The organism is Stenotrophomonas sp. FR012, assembly GCF_047520565.2.
GTDB lineage: Bacteria > Pseudomonadota > Gammaproteobacteria > Xanthomonadales > Xanthomonadaceae > Stenotrophomonas > Stenotrophomonas sepilia.
In genome coordinates, this window is record NZ_JAXBQL020000005.1 from 121,564 (window position 1) to 147,192 (window position 25,629).

At 68.3% G+C, this 25,629-nt stretch carries 22 protein-coding genes; 15 read left to right on the top strand and 7 right to left on the bottom strand.

Features of this window, described 5'->3' with window-relative positions; translation table 11 throughout:
- Window positions 1-25: 25 nt before the first annotated feature.
- Window positions 26-847 (bottom strand): ABC transporter ATP-binding protein, encoded by an 822-nt coding sequence (locus tag ACM0O9_RS10615; protein ID WP_053496707.1) that lies wholly within the window; start codon window positions 845-847, stop codon window positions 26-28.
- Between the two features lie 151 nt (window positions 848-998).
- Between ACM0O9_RS10615 and ACM0O9_RS10620 the strand changes: the two genes are divergently transcribed.
- The 4 genes from ACM0O9_RS10620 to ACM0O9_RS10635 all read left to right on the top strand — a co-directional run bounded on the left by ACM0O9_RS10620 (window position 999) and on the right by ACM0O9_RS10635 (window position 5,072).
- Window positions 999-2,201, top strand: coding sequence for a DesA family fatty acid desaturase (locus ACM0O9_RS10620; RefSeq protein ID WP_065186835.1), 1,203 nt, complete (start codon window positions 999-1,001; stop codon window positions 2,199-2,201).
- Entirely contained in the window at window positions 2,198-2,530 is a 333-nt protein-coding gene (locus tag ACM0O9_RS10625; protein ID WP_053496705.1) for an EF-hand domain-containing protein, read from the top strand. The genes ACM0O9_RS10620 and ACM0O9_RS10625 overlap by 4 nt, the downstream gene beginning before the upstream one ends.
- Window positions 2,531-2,549: 19 nt before the next feature.
- The gene (mutM, locus tag ACM0O9_RS10630) at window positions 2,550-3,362 is read left to right on the top strand and encodes a bifunctional DNA-formamidopyrimidine glycosylase/DNA-(apurinic or apyrimidinic site) lyase (protein WP_005421105.1); all 813 of its coding nucleotides are present in this window, start codon (window positions 2,550-2,552) and stop codon (window positions 3,360-3,362) included.
- Between the two features lie 105 nt (window positions 3,363-3,467).
- A complete protein-coding gene (locus tag ACM0O9_RS10635) occupies window positions 3,468-5,072 on the top strand; it encodes an OpgD/OpgG family glucan biosynthesis protein (protein ID WP_032954730.1) in 1,605 nt (534 codons plus the stop codon).
- Window positions 5,073-5,592: 520 nt separating this feature from the next.
- On the opposite strand, the gene ACM0O9_RS10640 is transcribed toward ACM0O9_RS10635, so the two are convergent.
- Window positions 5,593-6,213 carry a thymidine kinase gene (locus ACM0O9_RS10640; RefSeq protein WP_005421101.1) on the bottom strand — a complete coding sequence of 207 codons (621 nt, stop codon included), beginning with the start codon at window positions 6,211-6,213 and terminating at the stop codon, window positions 5,593-5,595.
- Between the two features lie 124 nt (window positions 6,214-6,337).
- Complete coding sequence (locus tag ACM0O9_RS10645; RefSeq protein WP_005421099.1) at window positions 6,338-7,009, bottom strand: SEL1-like repeat protein; 672 nt, start codon at window positions 7,007-7,009, stop codon at window positions 6,338-6,340.
- Between the two features lie 99 nt (window positions 7,010-7,108).
- Between ACM0O9_RS10645 and ACM0O9_RS10650 the strand changes: the two genes are divergently transcribed.
- Together ACM0O9_RS10650 and ACM0O9_RS10655 are read left to right on the top strand one after the other, a co-directional pair.
- Window positions 7,109-9,085, top strand: a complete 1,977-nt coding sequence (locus tag ACM0O9_RS10650; RefSeq protein WP_053498020.1) for a UvrD-helicase domain-containing protein — start codon at window positions 7,109-7,111, stop codon at window positions 9,083-9,085.
- Window positions 9,086-9,345: 260 nt separating this feature from the next.
- A complete protein-coding gene (locus ACM0O9_RS10655) occupies window positions 9,346-9,870 on the top strand; it encodes a GNAT family N-acetyltransferase (RefSeq protein ID WP_065185522.1) in 525 nt (174 codons plus the stop codon).
- A gap of 88 nt (window positions 9,871-9,958) precedes the next feature.
- Here the strand turns inward: ACM0O9_RS10655 and ACM0O9_RS10660 are convergent, their stop codons facing one another.
- On the bottom strand, window positions 9,959-10,612 hold the full coding sequence (locus ACM0O9_RS10660; RefSeq protein WP_061479929.1) for a YceH family protein: 654 nt from the start codon (window positions 10,610-10,612) through the stop codon (window positions 9,959-9,961).
- Window positions 10,613-10,713: 101 nt separating this feature from the next.
- Between ACM0O9_RS10660 and ACM0O9_RS10665 the strand changes: the two genes are divergently transcribed.
- From ACM0O9_RS10665 to plsB, 5 genes are all read left to right on the top strand, one after another.
- Entirely contained in the window at window positions 10,714-11,637 is a 924-nt protein-coding gene (locus ACM0O9_RS10665; protein WP_005421086.1) for a 5'-nucleotidase, lipoprotein e(P4) family, read from the top strand.
- The gene (pyrF, locus tag ACM0O9_RS10670) at window positions 11,634-12,359 is read left to right on the top strand and encodes an orotidine-5'-phosphate decarboxylase (RefSeq protein WP_005421084.1); all 726 of its coding nucleotides are present in this window, start codon (window positions 11,634-11,636) and stop codon (window positions 12,357-12,359) included. Before ACM0O9_RS10665 ends, pyrF begins: the two co-directional genes overlap by 4 nt.
- Before the next feature lie 218 nt (window positions 12,360-12,577).
- The gene (locus ACM0O9_RS10675) at window positions 12,578-13,399 is read left to right on the top strand and encodes a S1 family peptidase (protein ID WP_065185523.1); all 822 of its coding nucleotides are present in this window, start codon (window positions 12,578-12,580) and stop codon (window positions 13,397-13,399) included.
- Window positions 13,400-13,715: 316 nt separating this feature from the next.
- Window positions 13,716-14,669: a hypothetical protein gene (locus tag ACM0O9_RS10680; RefSeq protein ID WP_065185524.1), complete on the top strand. Its 954-nt coding sequence runs from the start codon at window positions 13,716-13,718 to the stop codon at window positions 14,667-14,669.
- Entirely contained in the window at window positions 14,669-17,305 is a 2,637-nt protein-coding gene (gene plsB, locus ACM0O9_RS10685) for a glycerol-3-phosphate 1-O-acyltransferase PlsB (RefSeq protein ID WP_032954727.1), read from the top strand. The genes ACM0O9_RS10680 and plsB overlap by 1 nt, the downstream gene beginning before the upstream one ends.
- A gap of 122 nt (window positions 17,306-17,427) precedes the next feature.
- On the opposite strand, the gene ACM0O9_RS10690 is transcribed toward plsB, so the two are convergent.
- The gene (locus tag ACM0O9_RS10690; RefSeq protein WP_005421068.1) at window positions 17,428-17,631 is read right to left on the bottom strand and encodes a YdcH family protein; all 204 of its coding nucleotides are present in this window, start codon (window positions 17,629-17,631) and stop codon (window positions 17,428-17,430) included.
- Between the two features lie 91 nt (window positions 17,632-17,722).
- On the opposite strand from ACM0O9_RS10690, the gene ttcA reads away from it, so the two are divergent.
- From ttcA to ACM0O9_RS10705, 3 genes are read left to right on the top strand one after another with little or no spacing between them, the layout of a single operon-like run.
- Window positions 17,723-18,643 carry a tRNA 2-thiocytidine(32) synthetase TtcA gene (ttcA, locus tag ACM0O9_RS10695; protein ID WP_172412120.1) on the top strand — a complete coding sequence of 307 codons (921 nt, stop codon included), beginning with the start codon at window positions 17,723-17,725 and terminating at the stop codon, window positions 18,641-18,643.
- Window positions 18,644-18,679: 36 nt separating this feature from the next.
- Window positions 18,680-19,585, top strand: a complete 906-nt coding sequence (locus tag ACM0O9_RS10700; protein WP_005421064.1) for a recombination-associated protein RdgC — start codon at window positions 18,680-18,682, stop codon at window positions 19,583-19,585.
- A 59-nt stretch (window positions 19,586-19,644) separates the two neighbouring features.
- The gene (locus tag ACM0O9_RS10705; protein ID WP_065185525.1) at window positions 19,645-20,424 is read left to right on the top strand and encodes a M48 family metallopeptidase; all 780 of its coding nucleotides are present in this window, start codon (window positions 19,645-19,647) and stop codon (window positions 20,422-20,424) included.
- 297 nt (window positions 20,425-20,721) lie between these two features.
- Here the strand turns inward: ACM0O9_RS10705 and ACM0O9_RS10710 are convergent, their stop codons facing one another.
- A complete protein-coding gene (locus ACM0O9_RS10710) occupies window positions 20,722-21,588 on the bottom strand; it encodes a methylglyoxal synthase (RefSeq protein ID WP_065178669.1) in 867 nt (288 codons plus the stop codon).
- Window positions 21,589-21,755: 167 nt separating this feature from the next.
- Here ACM0O9_RS10710 and ACM0O9_RS10715 point away from each other — a divergent pair, with 167 nt between their 5' ends.
- Window positions 21,756-24,164: an ATP-binding protein gene (locus ACM0O9_RS10715; protein ID WP_065185526.1), complete on the top strand. Its 2,409-nt coding sequence runs from the start codon at window positions 21,756-21,758 to the stop codon at window positions 24,162-24,164.
- On the opposite strand, the gene ACM0O9_RS10720 is transcribed toward ACM0O9_RS10715, so the two are convergent.
- The gene (locus ACM0O9_RS10720) at window positions 24,150-25,595 is read right to left on the bottom strand and encodes a glutamate synthase small subunit GltD family protein (protein ID WP_065185527.1); all 1,446 of its coding nucleotides are present in this window, start codon (window positions 25,593-25,595) and stop codon (window positions 24,150-24,152) included. The two genes, ACM0O9_RS10715 and ACM0O9_RS10720, sit on opposite strands and share 15 nt — an antisense overlap.
- Window positions 25,596-25,629 lie beyond the last annotated feature (34 nt).

Genomic DNA, 25,629 nt, shown 5'->3' on the forward strand with positions numbered 1-25,629 from the left:
GCTCGGCTCTACAACGGCATGCCGATCACCCCGCGTATGCGGTCAGCCGGCCTTCCTGCTCGCAGACGGTGATCGCGCCGCCGAACACCGCCGACAGCGGTTCGTTGCGCAGCAGCTCGGCGCGGGTGCCGTCGGCCAGCACGCGGCCATCGCGCAGCAGTACCACGCGCTCGATCTCGGGAATGATCTCTTCGATGTGGTGGGTCACCAGCACCAGGGTGATGCCCTGCTGCGCCAGCACCCGCATGGTCGCCACCAGCTGCTCGCGGGCGACCAGGTCCAGCCCGGTGGAGGGTTCGTCCAGCAGCAGTGCCTGCGGCCGGTTGACCAGCGCGCGGGCGATCAGCACGCGGCGGGTCTCGCCAGCGGACAACTCGGCGTAGGCGCGGTCGCGCAGGGACAGGGCGCCGGTCATCGCCAGTGTCTCGCCCACACGTGCGCGCATATCGGCGGTCACTTCGCGGAAGGCCGGCACCACGTAGCTGGCGAAGAAGCCGGACAGCACTGCCTGTTCCACGGTCAGGCCCGGCATGTCGGCCAGATTGCTGCTGAGATCGCCGGTGACGATGCCGAGCTGCGATCGCAGCCGGTCCACCTGCCAGCGGTTCTGCCCCAGCACCCTTACCGCCACGGAGCCGTCGACCTGCGCCAGCGGGTACAGCTCGCGGGTGATCAGCTTGATGAAGGTCGACTTGCCGCAGCCGTTGGGGCCGAGCAGGGCGGTGTGCTGGCCCTGCGCGATGCGCAGGCTGAGCCCGTGCAGCACCTTCACCTGGCCGCGCACCACGGTGGCGCGGTCCAGTTCGATCAAGGGGGGCAGCTCCGCAACGGGCGGGGCGGCAGTCATGGTGCTGGCGCGTGGATCAAGGCTCGACAACTCAGGTCCCCAACTGTGAACGGTGCCACGGATGGCGATGCGATACATCGCCGCAGGGATGCAGTTTGCAACGCAAGCGCCCATCATGTCTGCCATCCCCGCGTCGATCCGGAGAGCTGCCATGTCTGATGCCCTGATGTCCCTGTTGACCGGTGGTGTGCTCGGCCTGGGAGGGTGGGCCATGCTGGCGGTGTTGCTGGTCTTCACCCAGATCACCATCTTCTCGGTAACCCTGTACCTGCACCGCAGCCAGGCCCATCGCGGGGTCGATTTCCATCCGGCGCTGGCGCACGTGTTCCGCTTCTGGCTGTGGCTGACCACGTCGATGATCACCCGCGAGTGGGTGGCCATCCATCGCAAGCACCACGCCAAGGTGGAGACCGAGGACGATCCGCACAGCCCGGTCACCCGCGGCATCGGCAAGGTGTTCTGGCATGGCGTGGAGCTGTACCGCGAAGCGCGCGGCATGCGCGCGGACATCGAGCAGTACGGGCGCGGCACGCCGGACGACGCGATCGAGCGCCACCTGTATACCCCGCACGCCACGCTGGGGCCGGTAGTGCTGCTGGCGATCAACAGTGTGCTGTTCGGCCTGTCCGGCGTGGCGCTGTGGGCGATCCAGATGGCGTGGATCCCGTTCTGGGCGGCGGGCGTAGTCAATGGCCTGGGCCACTGGTGGGGGTACCGCAACTACGAGTCGGCCGATACCTCCACCAATCTCACGCCGTGGGGGTTCTGGATCGGTGGCGAGGAGCTGCACAACAACCACCATGCCTTCCCCAGTTCGGCGCGCTTCGCGATGCGGCGCTGGGAGTTCGATATCGGCTGGAGTGCGATCCGCCTGCTGCAGGCGCTGCGCCTGGCCAGGGTGCTGCGGGTGGCGCCGGCCATGGACGTGCGCCCGAACATCGCCGTGCCCGATGCCGAAACGCTGAAGGCGCTGCTGTCGCACCGCTTCCAGGCGATGACCGATTACCAGCGCAACGTGTTCATGCCGGCCCTGCGCGAGGAGGCCGCGCAGGCCGGGGCCAAGCTGCGCCGCCTGCTGCCACGCCGGTTGCGCCGTGGCCTGGTCAACGATGGCCGCTGGCTGAAGCCGGACAGCCGCGCCCAGCTCAGCGCATGGGTGGCGCAGCGGCCGCGCATCCGCACCCTGGTCGAGTACCGCGGGCGATTGGCTGCGCTGCTGGAAGCCCGTGGCCACGACGCCGCCGAGCGCCTGCATCAGCTGCAGGCGTGGTGCCGCGAGGCCGAGGAAAGCGGTATCGCGGCGTTGCAGGCCTACGCCGCACGCTTGAAGGGCTACAGCCTGGTGGGCGCGTGAGGGCAGGGTACGGGCTTCTGCTGGCGGCGCTGCTGCCGGGTGCGGCGCTGGCCCAGGTCACCGACACCGCCAGCTATCTGCAGCGGATGGACAGCGATGGCGACGGCAGGGTCAGCGAGGCCGAGTACGTACAGTGGATGCTGTATGCCTTCGATCGCATGGACCGCAACGGTGATGGCGTGCTGAGCGCCGACGAGCTGCCCGGCGGCAAGGGCAGGGCAATCAGCCGCGAGCAGCAGCGGCAGGTGATCGTGCAGCGCTTTCACAAGCAGGATGCCAACGGTGATGGCTTCCTGGATGCCCGCGAGCTGTCCGCGCCGCCGCGTTGAGCGGGCGTAGAATCGCCCCATGCCTGAACTGCCCGAAGTCGAAACCACCCGCCGCGGCCTGGCGCCGCACCTGCAGGGCCGCCGTGTGCATGGCGTGATCCTGCGCCGCGCCGATCTGCGCTGGCCGATTCCGCCGGAAGTGGCCGAGCTGCTGCCGGGGCAACGCATCGAGGACATCCGCCGGCGAGCCAAGTACCTGCTGCTGGATACCGCCATCGGCAGCGCCGTACTGCACCTGGGCATGTCCGGCAGCCTGCGCGTGCTGCCCGGTGATACCCCGCTGCGGGCGCATGACCACGTCGACATCAGCCTGGACAACGGCCGCCTGCTGCGCTTCAACGACCCGCGCCGCTTCGGCAGCCTGCTCTGGCAGCCGGCTGGGGAGATCCACCCGCTGCTGCAGGGGCTGGGCCCGGAGCCCCTGGACGACGCGTTCGACGGCGACTACCTGTTCGCCCGCAGCCGGGGCCGCAGCGCGCCGGTGAAGACCTTCCTGATGGACCAGGCGGTGGTGGTGGGCGTGGGCAACATCTACGCCGCCGAGAGCCTGTTCAAGGCCGGCATCAGTCCGTTGCGCGAGGCAGGAAAGATCTCGCGAGAACGCTACCAGCGGCTGGCCGACGCGGTGAAGGAGATCCTGGGCTACGCCATCACCCGCGGCGGCACCACCCTGCGCGATTTCATCAGCCCCGACGGTGCGCCGGGCTACTTCGAGCAGGAGCTGCTGGTGTACGGCCGCGACGGGCTGCCGTGCCCGAACTGCGGGCGCGCGCTGAAGCACGCCACCATCGGCCAGCGCGCCAGCGTCTGGTGCAGCCACTGCCAGCGCTGAGCCGGCGACCAGCGGCAGCTGAACGGGCAGGGCGCGTCTCCGCTGCCCGTTAACGTTTGTCTGCCTATGATGGCCGACCTTCCTCCCTGTGCCTGACGCGCCTGCATGCAACGACGCGACTTCATCCGCAATGCCTCCCTCGCCCTGGCTGCATTCGGCCTTCCGTCCCTGCCCGCGTGCGCGGCCAGCAGGAGCGGCCAGATGGGCCTGCGCCGCCTCGGCCAACCGCAGCCGTTCGACTTCGCCACCCTGAAGGGCCAGGCGCGCGCGCTGGCACAGGCACCCTACAAGAGCCACAAGCGGGTGCTGCCGGGCCGCCTGGAAGGCTTGGACTGGGACCAGTACCAGTCGATTGGCTACCGCCAGGACCATGCGCTGTGGGCCGACCAGCCCGGCAAGTTCCAGGCCAAGTTCTTCCACCTGGGCCTGTACTTCCATTCGCCGGTGCGCATGTTCGACGTGGTCGACGGCAAGGCGCAGGAACTGGCGTATGACGGCGCGGCGTTCAACTACGGCAAGAGCGGCATCAAGGATGGCGAGCTGCCGGCCGATCTGGGCTTCGCCGGGTTCCGCCTGAACACCCGCAAGGACACCGACCGCGACTTCGCCGCCTTCCTGGGCGCCAGCTACTTCCGCGCGGTCGGCAAGGAAGGCCAGTACGGCCAGTCCGCGCGTGGCCTGGCGATCGACACCGGCATGGGCAAGCCGGAGGAATTCCCGGATTTCATCGCCTACTACCTGGAACAGCCGTCGGCTGATTCGGAGACGATCGTGGTCTATGGCCTGCTGGATTCGCCCAGCGTGGCCGGTGCCTATCGCTTCGCGATCACCAACGGTGACGTGCTGCTGATGGACATCGACAGCGCGCTGTACCCGCGCAAGGCGATCGAGCGGTTGGGCATCGCCCCGTGCACCAGCATGTACCAGGTGGGCGAGAACGACCGCCGCATGGGCTGGGACTGGCGCCCGGAGATCCACGATACCGATGGCCTGTCGCTGTGGACCGGTGCCGGCGAATGGATCTGGCGCCCGCTGCTGAACCCGCGCAACCTGCGCTTCAACATGTTCGTGGACCGCAACCCGCGCGGCTTCGGCCTGCTGCAACGCGACCGCAACTTCGACCATTACCAGGACGACGGCGTGTTCTACGAGAAGCGCCCGTGCCTGTGGGTGGAGCCGAAGGGCGAATGGGGCGAGGGCTCGGTGCAGCTGGTGGAGATTCCCACCGTGGACGAGACGTTCGACAACATCGTGGCGTTCTGGAACCCGAAGGAAAAGCCGCAGCCGGGCCAGGAGCTGCTGGTCGGCTACCGCTTGTACTGGGGCGCCGAACCGCCGGCGCGCCCGCCGCTGGCGCACTGCGTGGCCAGCCGCACCGGCCTGGGCGGTGTGGTCGGCAAGAAGCGTGAGTACTTCAGCTGGCGCTTCGCGGTGGACTTCGAAGGTGGCGAACTGGCCAGGCTGATCGACAAGGCCGAGGTCGAAGCGGTGGTGGAAGCCAGCCGTGGCCGGGTCGAGATCGTGTCGGCGCGCCCGCTGCGCGAGATCAACGGCTATCGCGCGATGTTCGACCTGGTGCCGCCGGAAGGCAGTACCGAGCAGATCGACATCCGCCTGTTCCTGCGCAGTGGTGGCAAGACCCTCACCGAGACCTGGCTGTACCAGTACACCCCGCCGCCGGCCGGTGCGCCGGAGCGCACGCTGTACTAAGTGGGGATTGGGTTTGCAGGGCTTGCAGCCCTGCACCTGCAGAGGCCAGAGCCGAAGCAACGGCAGAAGCTGGTTTCCTGTAGGAAGGCGGGGTGGGTCCGGTTGAGGGGGACGGCGCAAGTACGTCCATGTAGCCTCGGTCGCGCCATCCATGGCGCTCACGCCCCCGCAACCGGACCCACCCCGCCTTCGACAGATCTCCGCGATCTGTCGGAACAGCTCATGGGGTCAGATCCGTTTTCCGAAGGAAAACGGATCTGACCCCGGAATTTCATTCGATATCTGACAGATGTGTCGACCAAGGTCGACACCCACCAACAGCTGCGGGATTGTGTCAGAGGTGGGGCGGTGTCGGAGTGCGGGGTGTCAGCCGCATGGATGCGGCTGCCAAGCTTACAGGGACGTACTTGCAGCGTCCCCGCACTCCGACACCGCCCCGCCATTCCACGGAATGCCCGCCGTTGCCGTTGCTTCGGCTTGAAGCAGGTGCAGGGCTGCAAGCCCTGCAAAAGAACACCCCTTACAGCGGCAGGGGCGCCTGCGCCGGATCGATCCGGCCTTCGCCGCGGGTGATCTTCTTGAACTCCGCGCGGCTGACCGACACGTAGCGCTCGTTGCCACCGATCTCCACCTGCGGGCCGTCCTGCACGGCGTGGCCATGCTCGTCCACGCGCACGGTCATCGTCGCCTTCTTGCCGCTGTGGCAGATGGTCTTGATCTCCTGCATCTCGTCGGCCCAGGCCAGCAGGTACTGGCTGCCTTCGAACAGCTCGCCGCGGAAGTCGGTACGCAGGCCGTAGCACAGCACCGGAATGCGCAGCTGGTCGACGACCTCGCTGAGCTGCCAGACCTGGGCGCGGGTCAGGAACTGCGCCTCGTCCACCAGCACGCAGCCCATCGGGCCGTTGGCTGCCAGATCCTGCTCCACCCAGCGCTGCAGGTCGGTATCGCGGTCGAAGGCCATGCCGTCAGCGCGCAGTCCGATCCGCGAGGCAACCACGCCGGCGCCGGCACGATCGTCCAGGCGTGGGGTCAGGATCGCCACCCGCATGCCGCGCTCGCGGTAGTTGTGCGCGCTCTGCAGCAGGGTGGTGGTCTTGCCGGCGTTCATCGCCGAGTAGTAGAAGTAGAGCTTGGCCATCGGCCAATTCTAGTCGCCACCCGGCCCGCCGTCGCGGATCGGCCGTGGCCGGGCGATCACGTGCCGGCTGTCGCGTACCTCGGTGCCAGCAGCGCCGAGGCAACGATGGCCTGGCAGGCGTGGCTCATCGCCCCGATCTGGCCAGCTCCTCGTCCTGCCATTGCCGGTAGGCCACCGGGTCCCAGTAGCGCGCCAACTGGTGCTTTTCCGGTTGCAGCACACGGGCCCCCGCATCGCCACGGCCCTGGCTGCGCATGGCGCCGTTCCAGCCGGCGCGGCTGCCGGTCTGCCGCATGCTGCCGGCCCGCAGTTCACGTTCCAGCCGCGGCGTCGCGGCCGGGTCGCCGAACTCGGCATACAGCGCGCGGCCCTCGCGTACCGCGCGCTCGCGCTCGTCGGCGGACAGCGCCTCCCAGAAGCGTTCGCGCTGTACCACCAGCCACTCGGTGCCGCGCTCGGCCGCCAGGTCCATCCATGCATAGCCCAGGGCGCGGTCGACCGGACCGCCCTGCCCGTTCCAGAGCATGTCGGCCAGCGCTGCCTGTGAGAGCTTGTCGCCGTAGCGCGCGGCATTGCGGAAGTCGTTGCGGGCCTCTTCGTGGCGGCCCCGCTCGCGGGCCTGCATGCCGAGCCCACGGAAGCGCAGGTCCGGATGGTAGACGAGGAACTCGTGCGACTGCAGCACGATCGTTTCATAGGCGTCGGCAGGCGGTGCCGGGCTGGACCCGGCCGCAGGCACGGCCAGCAGGCCCAGCAGGGTAGCCACCAGCGGGCGGGCGATGATGTTCAAGGACATGGACCACGCTCCTGTGTTCCGGAGTCGACTCAATACCTTAGGGCCAGGCGTCATGCAAGTCAGGTCGGCCCGCCGGCACCCCGCTACAATCCTGTCCCCATGCACGGTCTCAATCCCCCCCAAGCCGCCGCCGTCCTGCACATCGAAGGCCCCTTGCTGGTGCTCGCCGGCGCCGGCAGCGGCAAGACGCGGGTGATCGTGGAGAAGATCGCCCACCTGATCGGCAGTGGCCGCTATCCGGCGCGCCGCATCGCGGCGATCACCTTCACCAACAAATCGGCCAAGGAAATGCGCGAGCGCGTGGCCAAGCGCCTGCGCGAGCAGGACGCCGACGAGGTGACCATCTGCACCTTCCATGCGCTGGGCCTGAAGTTCCTGCAGATCGAACATGCCGCCGTGGGCCTGAAGCGCGGCTTCTCGATCTTCGATGCCGATGATGCCGCCGCGCAGATCAAGGACCTGATGCACGGCGCCAAGCCCGATGACATCGAGGACATGAAGAACCTGGTGTCGCGCGCGAAGAACGCCGGGCTGTCGCCCGAGCAGGCGATGGCCGCCGCACGCAGCAACCGCGAGAAGGAAGCGGCCAGCGTCTACGAGCGCTACCAGCTGCGGCTGACCGCGTTCAATGCGGTCGATTTCGATGACCTGATCCGCCTGCCGGTGCAGATCCTGGAAGAGAACCCCGAGATCGCCCTGGCCTGGCGCGAGCGCATCGGCTACCTGCTGGTGGACGAATGCCAGGACACCAACGACGCGCAATACCGCCTGCTCAAGCAGCTGGCTGGTGAGAAGGGCAATTTCACCTGCGTGGGAGACGATGACCAGTCGATCTACGCCTGGCGTGGCGCCAACCCGGAGAACCTGCAGCAGATGGGGCGTGACTACCCCACGCTGGAAATCATCAAGCTGGAGCAGAACTACCGCTGCTCCAACCGCGTGCTGCGTGCAGCCAATGCGCTGATCGCCAACAACCCGCACGAACACCTGAAGAAGCTGTGGAGCGACCAGGCCGACGGTGAGCGCATCCGCGTGTGGGAGTGCCGCAACAGTGAGCACGAAGCGGAAAAGGTCGCCGCCGAAATCGCCTTCGTGGCGCAGTCGCGCAACGTGCCGTGGAGTGATTTCTGCATCCTGTTCCGTGGCAACTTCCAGTCGCGGCCGCTGGAAAAGGCGATGCAGCTGCTGCGCATCCCCTACCACCTGACCGGCGGCACGATGTTCCTGGAACGCCAGGAAGTGAAGGACACGCTGGCCTGGCTGCGGCTGCTGGTGAACCCGGACGATGACACCGCGTTCATGCGGGCGGTGCAGTCGCCCAAGCGCGATGTGGGTGCCGGTACGCTGGCCAGGCTGGCCGAGCTGGCGCAGGAAAAGGACATGCCGATGGCGCATGTGGCCGAGACCATCGGCGCCCTGCAGCAGTTGCCGCCGCGCGCGGCCAACAGCCTGGCGCGCTTCACCGACATCCTGCGCGACCTGCGGGCGCAGATGCGCCAGGTGACGTCCGGCGACATGATCCGCAAGGTGGCCAAGGAATCGGGGTTGCTGAGCGAGCTGCGCCAGCAGGCCAAGGAAGAGGCCAGCTACCAGCGCCGGGCGAACAACATCGAGGAACTGGCGCAGTGGTTCGAGGGCGGCCCGCGCGGTGCCACCGCCGCCGACCTGGCCGGCCAGCTGGCGCTGCTCTCGCGCAGCGACAAGGACGAGGGCGGCAACCAGGTGCGCATGATGACCCTGCACGCTTCCAAGGGCCTGGAGTTCCCGTACGTGTTCATCGTCGGCTGCGAGGACGGCGTGTTGCCGCACCAGGTCAGCCTGGATGAGGGCAACCTGCAGGAAGAACGTCGCCTGCTGTACGTGGGCATCACCCGCGCCAAGATCCAGCTGTGGATGAGTTACAGCAAGCTCACGCGCAAGTTCGGCGAGCATGTGCGGCTGAAGCCGAGCCGGTTCTTCGATGAGATCCCGGCCGAGGAGATCCAGCGCGACGGTGCCGATCCGGTGGCCGATGCAGCGCGGAAGAAGGAACGGGCGAGCGCGGGGTTGGCGGCGATCGAGGCGTTGTTCGACTGATCGGCGAACGGCGCGGCCCCTCGTGGTTGGCGCCGTTCGCAATGCACTCGTGGGGGGCCGGGCGGGTGGGCCGGTCGCGACACGCCGTAAACCCATCCATGGGGGCTCGGCCGCGGCATCCATGCCGCGGACGGTCCCGCCCAGCCCACCCGCCCGGCCCCTGACAGTTTCCGTGCGCGCCAGCCACGGAAAGAAAAAAGAAAATCAAAAGCAGCAGCCGGGGTTGAGGCAGAATCGGGGTTTCGGCTGGAGGTCTGCCTGTGCAACCGATCGAGAGTGAACGTCTGCGCCTGCGTGCGATCGAGCCTGATCGCGATGCGGTGCCGATGCTGGCGCTGTTGAATGATCCGGGCTTCTTGCGTTTCATCGGCGACCGCAACGTACGCAGCGAGGAGCAGGCGCGGGAGTACATCGCGCTGCGGGTGCTGCACAGCTATGCGTTGAACGGGTTCGGCATGTATGCCATCGAGCGCTTGTCCGATGGCGCGTGGCTGGGCAATGCCGGGCTGGTGCGGCGTGATGGCCTGCCGGGGCCGGACATCGGCTATGCGGTGCTCTCGGAATTTGCCGGGCAGGGCTACGCCGGTGAGGCGGCGCGTGCGGTGTTCGCGCATGCACGCGGAGCGCTGAGCTTGCGGGATCTGTATGGCATTACCGATCTGGACAACGTGGTGTCCGGGAAGATCCTGCTGGGCTTGGGCATGCAGGAGCGCGGAGTGATCCAGCTGCCGGGCGTGGACAGCCCGAGCCGGCTGTATGCCACGCCGGGAGCGGCGGAGGTCTGATCCCTGATGATCGTAGGTGCCGGCCGCTGGCCGGCATCCAGGCATCACCGGGTTGCCGGCCAGCGGCCGGCACTACCGGATGTGGACCTCAACCGCGCAGTTCTGCCAGCTGCGCCTGCAGCTCGGCCACGGCCGTTTCCAGCTGGGCCACGCGCTCGGCCAGGCCCGGATCGGCCGCATCGCTGCTGCCACCGCCACTGCTGGCGTACTTGGCCGCCAGCGCGGCACCATCCACTTCACCGCACAGCAGGTGCATGTAGCGGTCTTCGCGCTGGCCGCTGGCGCGCGGCAGCACCACCAGCAGCGCGCGCTGCTGCAGGCGCTCGATGGCGTGGCGGGCTTCGTCGATATCCGCGAACCGGTACAGACGCTCGCTGCGCGACACCAGCTCGCCCAGGGTCTGTGGGCCGCGCAGCAACAGCAGCGCCAGCAGCACGGTCTGCTGCCGGGTCAGGTCCAGCGCGGCCTGCAGGCGGTGCTCGTAGCGGTCGGCGCGCGAGGAGAAGTGCTGGCGAGCCAGGCCCAGTGCTTCCAGCTGGCGCAGCGCGTGCTGCACGCTGCCGGCGTCGACGTTCATCACCGGCTCCCGGGCGGTCTTCTGGTTGGCGGCCGACTGGGCCGCATTGACCGTCAGCGGGTAGGTGTCCGGTGTGGTTGCCTCCTTCTCCACCAGGCAGCCCAGCAGGCGGGCCTGCACCGCATCGAGCAGGGGGACGTCAGGGGTCTGGGTGGAATCGGTCATGGCGGCCTCCGGAAGAGCAGCGGGTCAACCACCAAGCATAGCCGTCCCAGGGCCGGCTTTGCCGGTAAAATGCGCCGGTATATCTGATTGCCGGTGAATCCATGCGTCGTCCTGTTTCCCTGTCCCTGACCCTGCTCGCCACCGCGGCGCTGGGCCTGTCCGCCTGCAAGCGCGTGGACGCGCCTGCCGCTGAAGCCGCGGCGCCGCAGGCCCCGGCGTCCGCCGCCAAGGCCGATGGCGCGCGTGATGCCACCGCCAACGACAACCTCAACGCCGTGCTGTGGATGCAGCGTGCGCAGGAGTACAGGGCGATCACCGAGCAGACCTACCGCGCCGCCGCCGACCACCTGGACGTGGCGCTGAAGGAAGCCCATTGGGATGCTCTGGTGCCGGAAGAACGCGGCAACGAGGCCAAGGGCCTGAAGCCGGCCGTGGTGCTGGACGTGGACGAGACAGTGCTGGACAACTCGCCCTACCAGGCGCGCCTGGTGCGCGACGGCAAGGAATACGACGAGCTGAGCTGGGACCAGTGGGTGGCCGAAAAGAAGGCCAAGGCGATCCCGGGCGTGGTTGATTTCGCCAAGGCGGCCAACGCCAAGGGCGTGACCCTGCTGTACATCTCCAACCGTGCTGTGCACCTGAAGGACGCGACCCTGGCCAACCTGCGCGAGCAGGGCCTGCCGGTGGCCGATGACAGCGTGTTCCTGGGCCTGGGCACCGTGGTCGAAGGCTGCGAGCAGGCTGGCAGCGAGAAGAACTGCCGCCGCCGCCTGGCCGGGCAGAAGTACCGCGTGCTGATGCAGTTCGGCGACCAGCTGGGTGACTTCGTGGAAGTGACCGCCAACACCAACGAAGGCCGTGACGCCCTGCTGCAGCAGTACCACGACTGGTTCGGCGAGCGCTGGTGGATGCTGCCGAACCCGACCTACGGCGGCTTCGAGCCGGCGCAGTTCAACAACGATTACAGCCAGTCGCGCCAGGCCCGCCACGACGCCAAGCGCGCCGCGCTGGACTACGCACCATGAGCCGCGCACCGCTGCCGCTGCGCGATGACGAGCGCCTGATCTTCGCGCTGGACGTGCCTGACCGCGCGCAGGCGCTGGCGTGGGTCGACCGCCTGGGCGACAGCGTGGCGTTCTACAAGATCGGCATGGAACTGCTCGCCTCCGGCGAGTACTTCCAGGTGCTCGATGAGCTGGCCCGCCGCGACAAGCGCGTGTTCGTCGACCTGAAGTTCTTCGACATTCCGGCCACCGCTGCGGCGGTGATCAAGCGCCTGTCGCAGTGGCCGGTCAGCTACGCCACCATCCATGGTTGGCACCCGGCCATGATGGAGGCGTGCGCGGCCGCCAACAGCGGCGACATGCGCCTGCTGGCAGTGACCGTGCTGACCTCGATGGGGCGCCCCGACCTCGCACAGATGGGCATCGACCGCGAACCGGTGGACGTGGTGGTCGAGCGCGCGCTGGCTGCCCAGGCCGCCGGCATCGATGGCGTGATCGCTTCGGGCCAGGAAGCCGGCCCGATCCGCGCTGCCACCGGCAGCGGATTCTCGATCGTCTGCCCTGGCATCCGCCCCGGTGGCCCGGTCGGCGATGACCAGAAGCGTACCGTTGGCGTAGCGCAGGCCTTTGCCGATGGCGCCGATGCCATCGTGGTCGGTCGCCCGATCCGCCTGGCCGCCGATCCGCAGGCCGCAGCGCGGGCGATCCAGCAGGAAATCGCGTCGGCTCTGGCTGCACGCTGAGCCCACCACCGACGCCGGTCACGCTGGCACCACGAACGCCATCCCGATCCATGCGGGATGGCGTTCGCATTTGTGGGGCTGCATCTGTCGCACGCAGCGCCAGCCACGAGAACTGTGCGCACGTTCGCGCTGCGGGCCTCTCCACTGCTCCCCAATCGATGCACCGGTACGGACCGCGGCCGCACCGGTTCCAACCATCGACAGAGGAGTACAGGGAAATGTATCGCAGCACCTCTTTGTTCATCGGCCTGCTGTTGGCCGCGTCTGCCGTACCCGCCATCGCTGCGCCGCAGCTGCGCGATGCGCCGCGCATCATCGGCGGCGAAGCGGCGCCGGCCGACGAGTACCCGTTCATGGTCAGCATCCAGGGCATCTTCGACGGCGATTCGGACCACGACCGCCACTTCTGCGGGGGCACCCTCATCTCGCCCTCGTGGGTGCTGACGGCCGCGCACTGCATGCAGCGCGAAGCGCCTGGTGGCATCGCCGTTGTCGGCAAGGTCACGACCCTGTCCACCGACGCCGCGCCACGACCGTCCAACGTCAAGGCGATCCACGTCCATCCGGCATTCAACAGCGGCAATTCGCTGGAGCACGACGTCGCCCTGATCCAGCTCAGCGCACCGCTGGACGGCGCACAGCCGGTGGCACTGCGGCTGCGGCCCGACGCCAGCTATCTCAAGCCGGGCCGTGAATTCACGGTGATCGGCTGGGGAGACACCGACATCGGCGATGGCCGGGTCTATCCGACTCAGCTGCAGACCGCGCAGGTGCCGTTCGTTTCCTTCACCGAATGCCAGCAGGCCTACGGCGGTGAACTGTCACGTGGAAAGGTCATCTGCGCCGGCCGCGAGGGCATCGACAGCTGCCAGGGGGATTCCGGAGGCCCCCTGCTGCTGCGCCTGCGTGAAGGCTGGACCCAGTTCGGTGTCGTCAGCTGGGGCGAGGGCTGTGCGCTGGCCGGCTATCCGGGGATTTATGCCCGAATCGCCGAAAAACACGCCGTAGATTTCATCGAAGCGGTTTGGCAACGCGATTGATACAATAAAATCAAATACATACATGGCATTACGTGAAGTGTTGCCTTAACTTGAACGGCAGCGTAGGATCGCCGCCATCCGGTCCTCGGGCCGGACATGTGCCACAACACTGTCCTCCGGCCCCGCGCCGGCTTGAAGAGCCTGTGATCCCCGTGATCCGGGCTCTTTTTTTATCCCGGTGGCGGCGCTGGGGTCAGATCCCTTCTGCCGCAGCAGAGGAGATCTGACCCCCCTCGGCTGGAAACCGTGACGTCCCGGCTTGCCGCTGTCACGTCGCAGGCCGCAAGATGCGGGCCGGTCCGGGGAGTCCGAGTGCATGAGCGTGGCGGTGCGAGGAAAGTCTGCGCGTGGATGGGGGCTGGCGGCCATGCTGCTGCTGGCCGTGGCGGGGTGTCGCGAGTCTGCCAACGATCCGGCCAGGCCGGCGGCCGAGCCGGTGGCTGCAGTACAGGCGATGGCGTTGCGCCTGGCCGAAGATGATCTGGTCGGCTACGCAAAGCTGTCGGTGCCGCCGGGCCAGTACCAGCGCCTGCAGCAGGCGTGGGTGGAGGGCCACAGCCAGTGGCCGCTGACCGAGCTGCCACTGGGCGACCAGCTGCTGCCGATGCTGGCCGCACTGCGCAAGCCCGGTGCCAGCGCCGAACTGCAGCGCAGCTTCGATCGCCAGCTGGCTGGCCAGGCCGGCGCCGTGCGCCAGGCCGCACAGTCGATGGGCAACTTCGGCGTGCAGTACCTGCGCCACCAGAAGGGCTACACGCCCAGCCAGCAGGCCCACTACATCGCCCTGGTCGAGACCCTGGCGGGGTGGGCGCAGGCTGCCCCGATCAGCGACCGCGCACGTGCCCGCAGCACCATCGCCGCGCTGGTCGGCGCCGCCAGCAAGGTCGGCTTCGATGACGAAGCCGGCCTGCAGGCGGCCGGCATGGAAGGCAGCCTGCAGCAGCTGGCGCCGTTCATCCACACCCTCAAGGCGGTGCTCGGCAGTTACGGGCTGGGCGTGGACGACGCGCTGCGCAGCGTGCGCGGCGAGCTGCTCTCGGTAGAGGGCGACAATGCGCTGGTGCGCCTGCACTACGACCTGGCCGGTCGCGAGATGACCCTGCAGCTGCCACTGAGCCGGCGCGAGGGCGACTGGTACCTGACCCGCACCCTGGCCGATACCGATGCGCTGCTGCGCAAGGCCGATGCGGCCCGCGCGGCTGCGTCGCCAGCACCGGCTGAAGCCCCCGCCGAGGGTGGGGAAGCGGCAACACCGCCGGCTAAGCCATAATGGCGCCGATGTCGAAACAGAACCCGCTGCCGTTCCCCGGCGAAGAATCCCAGTCGACGCCCGCCGATACGGTGCCGGCGTCCCCCTCGACCGGTACCGGCCCGAACCCGGTACCGCCGCCCGCGCACGCGCGTCCGGCTGGCCGCCGCCCGCTGTGGGCGCGGTTGCTGGGCCGCCTGATCGAGCCGTGGCTGTCGCTGAAGATCGAGCCGGAAGACCCGGGCCAGTACAACGATGGCCGCCCGGTCATGTACGTGCTGGAAGACTACGGCCTGTCCAACGCGCTGATCCTGGACAAGGCCTGCCGCCAGGCCGGCCTGCCGTCGCCGCTGGTGCCGCTGGCCGGTGATCCGACCGGCCGCAAGCGCGCCTATCTGGCGCTGTCGCGGCGCAGCTCCAGCAACTCGCTGATTCCCGAGCAGCGCGGCGCCAAGACCCACTCCGATTCGCTGGCCAAGGTCCTGCAGGCGCACCGCGTGCGCGATGACCTGGATGTGCACCTGGTGCCGGTGTCGATCTTCGTCGGCCGCGCGCCGGACAAGCAGAGCGGCTGGTTCGCGGTGTTGTTCTCGGAAAACTGGGCGCTGGTGGGCCGCTTCCGCCGCCTGCTGGGGCTGCTGCTGAACGGGCGCAATACCATCGTGCGCTTCGCCCCGCCGATCTCGCTGCGCAGCACCGTCGACGAAGGCCTGGAGCCGGAGCGCACGGTGCGCAAGCTGCAGCGCGTGCTGCGCACCCATTTCCGCCGCATCCGTGAATCGGTGATCGGCCCGGACCTGTCGACCCGGCGCCTGCTGGTGGACCAGGTGCTGGCCGCCGAGCCGGTCCGCGAAGCGATCGCCGCACAGGCCAAGCGCGACAACTCGAAGCCGGCCGATGCCTGGAAGAAGGCGCACGCCTACGCCTGGGAAATCGCTGCGGACTATTCCAGCCCGGTGGTGCGCTCGGCCAGCTTCATGCTCAGCCACGTGTGGAACCGCATCTATGCGGGCGTGCTGGTGCACCACCTGGACAAGTTCAAGGCCGCCGCGCCGGGCCACGAAGTGGTCTACGTGCCCAGCCACCGCAGCCACATGGACTACCTGCTGCTGTCCTACCTGCTGTACGACCGTGGCATCGTGCCGCCGCACATCGTGGCCGGCATCAACCTGAACCTGCCGGTGGTCGGCACCCTGCTGCGCAAGGGCGGTGCTTTCTTCATCCGCCGTTCGATCCGTGGCAATGCGCTGTACTCTGCGGTGCTCAGTGAGTACGTCGCGCAGCTGGTGGCCGGTGGCTATTCGCTGGAGTACTTCGTCGAAGGCGGCCGCTCGCGTACCGGGCGCCTGCTGCAGCCCAAGGGCGGCATGATCTCGATGACGCTGCGTGCATTCCTGCGCCAGCCGCGCAAGCCGGTCCTGTTCCAGCCCATCTACATCGGCTACGAGAAGCTGATGGAGGGCGGCAGCTACCTGGACGAACTGTCCGGCCGGCCGAAGGAAAAGGAGTCGATCTGGTCGCTGCTGTGGGGCATCCCCAAGGTGCTCAAGCAGAACTACGGCCAGGTGGTGGTGAATTTCGGCGAGCCGATCGCGCTGAACGATGTGCTGGCCGAGAAGGCCCCGGAGTGGAAGGGCGAGGCGGTGCCCGAGGACGAGAAGCCGGCCTGGCTGTCGACCACGGTGGATACGCTGGCCGAACGCATCCAGGTACGCATCAACGGCGCTGCCGACGTCAACCCGATCAACCTGCTGGCGCTGGCCCTGCTGTCCACGCCGAAGCACGCGATGGGCGAGGCCGACCTGATCGCGCAGATCGAGCTGTGCAAGACGCTGCTGGTCGAGATGCCGTACTCGGACCGGGTGACGGTGACCCCGCACTCGCCGGAGCGGATCATCGCCCATGCCGAGGAGATCAACGTCCTCACCCGCATCAAGCATCCGCTCGGCGATGTGCTCAGCGTCAGCGGCGACACCGCGGTGCTGCTGAGCTACTTCCGCAACAACGTGGTGCACCTGTTCACCGCATCGTCGTGGGTGGCCTGCTGCTTCCAGAACAACCGCCGCATGAGCCGTACCGGCCTGGTCCAGCTGGGCCGCACGGTGTACCCGTTCCTGCAGGCCGAGCTGTTCCTGCCGTGGAGCGAGGACGAGTTTGCGCAGCGCATTGACCGCACCATCGACGTGTTCGTGCGCGAAGGCCTGCTGCAGAACGTCAACGATGACGACGGCGGCATCCTGGCGCGCAACACCGGGCAGACCGACGAGGTGTTCCGCCTGCGGGCGATCGGCCATTCGCTGCAGCAGGCGTTCGAGCGCTACTACATCGCCATCTCGGTGCTGGTGAAGAACGGCCCGGGCGTGCTCGGTGCGGCCGAGCTGGAAAGCCTGTGCCAGCAGGCCGCGCAGCGCCTGAGCCTGCTCTATGCGCCGGCCGCTCCCGAGTTCTTCGACAAGGCCCTGTTCCGCGGCTTCATCCAGAAGCTGCGCGAACTGCGCCTGGTGTGGCCGGACGAGAACAGCAAGCTGCTGTTCGACGAACGCCTGGATGCCTGGGCCAAGGACGCCAAGTTCATCCTGGGGCGCGAGCTGCGCCACACCATCGAGCGGGTCAGCCCGGAAGCAGCGCGCCCGGACGAGCCTGCGCCGCAGGATTGAAGGTCGCGCCGGACAATGCGGTGGGTGCGGACCTTGGTCCGCACACTTCCACCCGTGCCAACCAAGGTTGGCACCTACCGGAGAGGGAGGCCAACCAAGGTTGGCACCCACCCGGACCCGGCTCAGGCCGGCTCGTCGGGAATCTGCAGGCTTTCCAGCCTGGCGATGCAGTCCTTCAGCTGCAGCTTGCGCCGCTTCAGGCGCTTGGCTTCCAGTTCGTCCTCGCCGTTGGCCGCCATGCGGGTGATCTGTTCATCCAGCAGGCGGTGCTCGGCGCGCAGGGCGGCGAGGTGCTCGACGATCTCGGCGGGGCTGTAGGTATCCACAGCCTCCGAGCATACACAGCGTTGATGACTGCCGGGAGAGGGGAAACCCGATCCCCGGCCGGGGCGGCTCCGAGCCGTTAGAATGGAACCCATGAGTGCCGTGATTTCCCTTCCCGATCCCCAGCCGCGCGCCGCCCGCGATCCACGCGTGGCCGAGCGCGAGCAGCACAAGCTGGCCAAGCGCCTGCGCCGCCAGGTCGGCGAGGCGATTGCCGACTTCGGCATGATCGAGGCCGGCGACAAGGTCATGGTCTGCCTGTCCGGCGGCAAGGACAGCTACACCCTGCTGGACGTACTGCTGCAGCTGCAGAAGAAGGCGCCGGTGCCGTTCGAGCTGGTGGCGGTGAACCTGGACCAGAAGCAGCCGGGCTTCCCCGAGCACATCCTGCCGGAGTACCTGGCAGGGCTGGGCGTGCCGTACCACATCATCGAGCAGGACACCTATTCGGTGGTCAGCCGGGTCATCCCGGAGGGCAAGACGATGTGTTCGCTGTGCTCGCGCCTGCGTCGTGGCGCGCTGTACAACTACGCCGAGACCCACGGTTTCACCAAGATCGCGCTGGGCCACCACCGCGACGACATGGTGGCCACGTTCTTCATGAACCTGTTCCACCATGCCAAGCTGGCGGGCATGCCGCCGAAGCTGCGCAGCGACGACGGCAGGCACGTGGTGATCCGGCCGCTGGCCTACGTGCGCGAGCGCGACATCGTCGACTACGCGCAGGCACGCCAGTTCCCGATCATTCCCTGCAACCTGTGCGGCAGCCAGGAGAACCTGCAGCGCCGCCAGGTCGGCCTGATGCTCAAGCAGTGGGAAAAGGACCATCCGGGCCGCATCGAGCAGATCGCGCGCGCCATGGGTGAAGTCCGGCCCTCGCAGCTGGCCGACACCACCCTGTTCGACTTCATGGCGCTGGGCCGTCGCGACGACACGCCGCTGCCCGACGCCCATGCCTGGCTGGCCGGCTCCCCGGCCGATGCCGACGCAGATCCCGAGACGCCCACCGTTTAAGGTCGGTCGCCCTTCCTCTTCGCCATCCGGAATTCCATGTTCTTTCGCAACCTGACGTTCTTCCGTTTCCCGACCACCACCGATTTTTCCGAAGTCGATACCCTGCTGCCGCACGCCGTGCTCAAGCCTGTTGGCGCGCTGGAAATGAATTCGCGCGGCTTCATTTCGCCGTTCGGCCGCGAGGAGAAGGAACTGCTGTCCCACCGCATCGCCGAACACCTGTGGCTGACCGTGGGCGGCGAGGACAAGATCCTGCCGGCGGCGGTGGTCAACGACCTGCTCGAGCGCAAGCTGGAAGAGATCGAGGAGAAGGAAGGGCGGCGCCCGGGTGGCCGCGAGCGCAAGCGCATGAAGGACGACCTGCTGCATGAACTGCTGCCGCGCGCCTTCGTGAAGTCCTCGCGCAACGACGCCTTCATCGACCTGCAGCACGGCTACGTGGCGGTGGATACCTCCAGCCGCAAGACCGGCGAATACTTCATGTCCGACATCCGCGGGTTGCTCGGCAGCTTCCCGGCGATGCCGCTGAACGCCGAAGTCGCGCCGCGCTCGATCCTGACCGGCTGGATCGCCGGAGAGCCGCTGCCGACCGGGCTGAGCCTGGGCGAAGAGTGCGAGATGAAGGATCCGGTCGAAGGCGGCGCGGTGGTCAAGTGCCAGCACCAGGAACTGCGCTGCGACGAGATTGACAAGCACCTGGACGCCGGCAAGCAGGTGACCAAGCTGGCGCTGATCTTCGAGGACAACCTGTCCTTCGTGATCGGCGACGACCTGATCGTGCGCAAGCTGAAGTTCCTCGACGGCGCCCTGGACCAGCTGGAGCATGCCGACGAAGACGGCCGCCGTGCCGAGTTCGATGCCCGCTTCGCCCTGCAGAGCGCCGAGATCCGCCGCCTGTTCCTGTTGCTGGAAGAAGCGTTCAAGCTCAGCAAGGCTGACTGAACAGGCAGCTCGACGGTCGCCGGTCATCCGGCGGCCCGAAGCAGCGCTATGCTGGGCGCATGAGCCGTCTGCTGCGCCGCCTGATCACGCCGCCCCCGCCCGCCACCGTACAGCGCGACACCGTTCGCCTGCGCCTGGAGGATGCCGAGATCGAGGTGCTGCGCGTGCGCGATCCGCGCGCGCGCCGCATCAAGCTGAGCGTGGACGAGCGTGGCGCGCGGTTGACGTTGCCACCGCGCGCAAGCCTGGTAATGGGCGAGCGCTTCCTGGAACAGCACCGCGACTGGCTGGCGCTGCAGCTGCGGCAGTACCAGGGGCAGGGCCTGCCGGCATCGCTGCAGCCCGGCGAAGACGGCGTGCTGCCATTGCGCGGTGAACTGTTGCCGCTGCGCTGGCAGGAAGGCCGCTACGCGCGGCTGGAGATCGACGGGCACGGTGCCTGCGTGCAGTGGCCGACCCGTGGTGGTGACGCCACCCTGCGCCGCCTGCTGCGCGAGTTCTATGAAGCGCAGACCCGCGCCGACGTCGGCCGCTGGCTGCCGAAGTACCTGCCCACCCTGCCGCGCGCTCCCAGCCGCCTGCGCCTGAAGGTGATGTCCTCGCAGTGGGGCTCGCTGGCCCCCGATGGCAGCATGGCCCTGGACCTGGCCCTGGTGCTGGGTCGTCCGGAAGCGTTCGAGTACGTGCTGGTGCACGAACTCTGCCACCTGATCCAGCCGAATCATTCGGCCGCGTTCTGGCATGAAGTCGAACAACGTTTCCCTGCCTGGCGCGAACAGCGCGACTACTTCCAGCTGGAAGGTCGGCGCCTGAAAGCCATGCTACGCCAGCTGCTGTAGAGCCGAGCCCACACTCGGCTGCCGTTGAATGCAGCCGAGCATGGGCTCGGCTCTACACAAGCGCGCGCAGCGCGCGACCCGCTCCTGCTCTTCTTTCTTTCTTCCGTGGTGGGCACACCGGAATCTGTCCGTGGCCGGGCGTGGTGGGTTGCGCAGGGGCGTGAGCCGCATGGATGCGGCGACCGAGCTTACAGGGACGTACTTGCAGCGACCCCTGCGCAATCCACCCCGCCTGGCCGAGCACGGCTTCTGGTTTGAACGACCGACCACGAGGGGCGCAGCCGTTGGCCGAAACCCTCACCCCGCCCGCAATGCCGCCGCGGCCGCCCAGCGTGCCGCCACCCGCGGCGCGGTGAGGCACACCGCCTGGTCGGTCACCGTCGTCACCGCGCGCTCCAGCAGCTGGATATCGGCCTCGTGCTGGCGTGCCACATGCGGGTCCTCGAAGAAGATCGCGCGCTGGCAGCGCCCCTCCAGCACACGGTCGGCAATCTGCGCATCGCCGCCCATCGGGCCACTCTGGTAGCGCGTCACCCACGGCGTATCGCTGGGCCAGCCGCGGCTCCAGGCCAGCTCGTTCAAGCGCTGGCCGGTGGTGCCGGTCGCCACGCGCTCGCCGAACCGTGCCAGCACATCGAAGTGCTCGTCAGCGAAGGCCAGCATCGCCGGCTTCATCGCGTCGTGCGCGATCAGCGCCAGCGTCTGGTGCTGGAAGGCATGCAGATCGTCGGCACCGGCATCAGCAGCCAGCCCGGCGTGGATGCGCTCCACCTCGATCCAGTCACGCGCAGTGGCCACGGTTGAAATGAACGGCTTGCCGTGGATCACGCACTGCCGCTTGAGCGCGGTTGCCTCCGGAAACACCGAGGAAGGATCGACCGGGTCGATCAGGTAGATCGCACCGTCCAGGGTGCGATCCGGCCCCATGCCAACCACTTCGGCCACCAGTTTCATCAGGCCACCCTCGCGCCCGTAGGGGTAGCGGTGCAGGCCGCCGTAGCCGGCCAGGAAGCCCTGCCGTTCGATCGCATCGTGGGTGCGCCCGACCGCGTGCAGCGATACGCCCAGTTCACGCAGCCCGGCCTCGCTGGCACGCAGCCAGCGGAACAGCGCGGCGCGCGCATCGTGGTGATGGAGACGGTTGGCGGCCAGGCCGATACGCATCGAGCGCTCCGTAGGGACGGGTAGAAACGGCAGTGTATGTCGGCATTCGCCGATAGGGATGTTTTTCCAATTTTTCTCATTGTCGCGGAAGCGCGCCTCGCTAGCGTGGCTGGCAGCGGTACCGCTGCGCGGCCGTGGTTCCTGCCCGCGAAATGAGGATGTCTACCGTGAATGTCGCCGGCCGCCGCGCCGTCGCCGCTGTCATGGCATCGCTGTTGCTGCCCGGCATCGCTGCTGCGTCCGGCTGTGCGAGTCCACTGCAGGTGGCATGGCGTTCCGATCGGCCGCCGCTGTCATACAACGCGCAGGGCGACCTTGCGGGGTTGGCTGCGGATTACCTGCCGCTGCTGGGCCCGCAGGCGGTGCAGCATGCGCGGCCGTTGCCCGCAGCGGTGCTCACCGATGACCCGCTGCCGGCTGGCACCCAGGTGCTGCTGGGCTGGCCGCGCGCACAGCTGCCGACCGGCTGGGTGGCCAGCAGCCCCTACCTGGAAGTGCCACAGGTGATCGTGCGGCGCGAGGGTGCAGCGCCAGTGCTGGGGTTGGAGGGACTGCGTGGCCGCAGCGTGGCCAGCCCGGACCGGCTGCCGCTGGACGCATTGCTGGCCGAACAGGCCCCGGGTGCGCAGCTGCTGGCACCGGCGCCGCTGGACCACGCGCTGTCACTGCTGCGCGCCGGGCTGGTCGATGCCGTGGTGGCCAATCTCGCCGAAGTCGAAGCCGCGCTTCGCGCCGTGCCGGGTGACCCTCTGGTGATCGCAGCACCCGCTGGCTTCGGCGATGCACTGGTGCTGGCCGCTGTACCGGCCTGTGCCGCGGTGGTCGCTGCCTTCGACCGGGAGCTGCAGCGGGAGGGCGATGCGCGTCGGGCATCGGTTCGCAGTGCCTGGCTGCCGGAACTGCCACGTGCGCGTCCCGCCGGTTCGGCACTGCGCTGGCTGGTGCCGGTGTCGCTGATCCTGCTCGCGCTGATACTCCTGCATGCCTTCGGCTACTGGCGCGTGCATCGCGAGAGCGTGCGTCGCCGGGTGCTGGAGCAGCGCTTGCATGAAGTCACCGCGAACCTGCCGGCGGTGGTCTACCAGGCGCGCCGTTCGGCAACCGGCCACTACAGCCTGGCGCAGATCGCCGGCGACGTGCAGGCGCTGTTCGGCGTAGCCGTGGAGACTGAGCGGATCGACCATCTGCAGCTGCTGGCGGCCGTGCATGCCGGTGACCGCAGCCGGGTGATGGCGAGCATCGAAGCGGCCGCGCTCGTGCGCGGTCCGATCGACGTCACCTTCCGCACCCGGTCGGCACAGGGCTGGCGCTGGGTCCGATCACAGGGACGACCGTTGCCGTGCGATGACAGCAGCGTGGAGTGGAGCGGCTACTGGATGGACGTCAGCGAAGCCCAGGCGCGTGCAACGGCGTTGGCCGAGGCGCGCCGCGCGGCCGAGCAGGCGGCACTGGCCAAGGGCCATTTCCTGGCGACCATGAGCCACGAGATCCGCACGCCGATGAGCACCCTGCTGGGCATGCTGGAGCGGCTGGCTGGCACGGACCTGGATGCGGGCCAGCGGCAGGTGCTGACCACCGTCGGTGACGCTGCGCAGATGCTGCGGCAGATCCTCGACGATGTGCTGCACAGCCAGCGCCTGCAACCGGCGCCCCTGCAGCTGCGTCCGACCGATCTGGCGGCGCTGGTGGGCGCGGTGCAGCAGCTGTTGATGCCCGTCGCGGCCAGCCGCGGGCTGCACCTGTGCAGCGAGATCGACCCGACGTTGCAGCCCTGGTCGCTGGCTGACGGGCTGCGCCTGCGGCAGGTCCTGTTCAACCTGGCCGGCAATGCGCTCAAGTTCACCCTGCAGGGAAGCGTGGTGTTGCAGGTCCGCGTGCTGCAGCAGCGCGACGGCGGCCAGCGACTGCGCCTGCAGGTGACCGATACGGGCGTGGGCATCAGCGTGGAGCGGCAACAGGCGGTGTTTGCCGCCTACGAGCAGGCCGAGGCGTCGACCACGCGCCGTTTCGGCGGCAGTGGCCTGGGGCTGTCGATCTGCCGCGAGCTGGCGACGTCGATGGGCGGGCGTCTGCACCTGCGCAGCGTGCCCGGCAAGGGCACCACCGTGTGGCTGGAGCTGGACCTGGCGGCCTGTGCGGCCCCCGCTGCGTGCCCGGCGACGGCACGGCCCGCGCAACGACCGTTGCCGCCGGCGCGGGTGCTGGTGGCCGAGGATCATCCGACCAACCTGCAGTTGCTGGCACAACGTCTGTGCGAGCTGGGACTGCAGGTGCACGCCTGCAGCGACGGCCTGCAGGCATGGGAGGCCTGGCAGGCGCAACCGTTCGACCTGGTCATCACCGACTGCCACATGCCGCACATGGATGGCTTCGCGCTGGCCCGGGCGATCCGGAGCGACGCCTGCGCCACCCGTGCGCGGGTCCCGATCATTGCGCTGACTGCCAGCGTGCTGGAGCGCACCCGTGAGGCCTGCCGTGATGCGGGCATCGACCATTTCCTGGCCAAGCCGCTGGAGGTGCACGAACTGCGCGCGCTGCTGGAAGTGCTGCTGTTGCCGGACTCAGTGTGCCAGTAGGCGGACGATGCTGGCAGCGGCGTCGCGGCCTTCGGCCACCGCGGTTACCACGAGATCGGCACCACGCACCGCGTCGCCACCGGCGAACAGGCGTGGATGCGCGGTCTGGAACGGCAGGCGGTCCTTGCCACCGGCGAGGATGCGGCCATTGGGCTGGCCTTCCACCCCCAGTTCCGCCAGCCACGCCGGCACGCTCGGCGAGAAGCCGAAGGCGATGATCACCACGTCTGCTTCCAGCAGCGACTCACTGCCTTCGATCGGCACCGCGTTCTGGCGGCCATTGGCATCGGGCTCGCCCAGCCGGGTCTCGACCACGGTCACGCCGATCACCTCGTCGTCGGCGCCGGCTTCGATCGACAGCGGCTGCCGGTTGAACAGGAAGCGCACCCCTTCCTCGCGTGCATTGGCGACTTCGCGCGCGCTGCCGGGCATGTTGGCTTCGTCGCGGCGATAGGCGCAGGTGACCTTGGCCGCGCCCAGCCGCACCGCACTGCGCACGCAGTCCATGCCGGTATCGCCACCGCCCAGAACCACCACGCGCTTGCCGTTGAGGTCGGGCAGGGCGATGGTGTCTTCCCAGCCGGCGATCGGCCGGCCCTTCGGATCATCGCCGCCGACGATGCGGCTGTTCTGCACCAGGAACGGCAGCGCCGGCAGCACGCCCTTCAGGTCCTGGCCGACCAGGCCACCATCGGTATAGCGGTAGGCGCCGGTGCCGATGAACACCGCATCGTGGCTGTCCAGCAACTGCTGCACGCTGACATCACGGCCGATCTCCACGCCGAGGCGGAACTGCACGCCCATGCCTTCCAGTACGTCACGGCGGCGATGGATCACGTCCTTGTCCAGCTTGAAGCTGGGAATGCCGAACTGCAGCAGGCCACCGATCTGCTCGTAGCGGTCGTAGACCACGGCGGCAATGCCGGCGCGTGCCAGGCGGTCGGCACAGGCCAGCCCGGCCGGGCCGGCACCAATCACCGCCACACTGTGGCCGGTCGGCTGCACCGCGCCCAGGTCCGGGCGCCAGCCACTGGCCAGTGCGGTATCGACGATGTACTTCTCCACCGCGCCGATGGTGACCGCGCCGAATTCCTCCAGCGTGCAGCTGCCTTCGCACAGCCGATCCTGCGGGCAGACCCGGCCGCACACTTCCGGCAGCGGATTGGTGCTGTGGCACAGCGTGGCGGCCTCGTGGATGCGGTTCTCCTGCACCAGCTGCAGCCACTGCGGAATGGCGTTGTGCACCGGGCACTTCCAGCTGCAGTACGGGTTGCCGCAGTCCAGGCAGCGGCCCGCCTGGTACTGGGCGTCTTCCTTGCCGAACTTGCCGTACAGCTCGCCCCAGTCGCCGGACGTGCGCAGTTCCACCGGGATGCGCTGCGGCATGGTGCGGGGCAGGTCGAGGAACTGGAAGGCGTGCTTGCGGCTCATGGCGGACTCTGTGGTGTTTTACGGATGCCGGCCA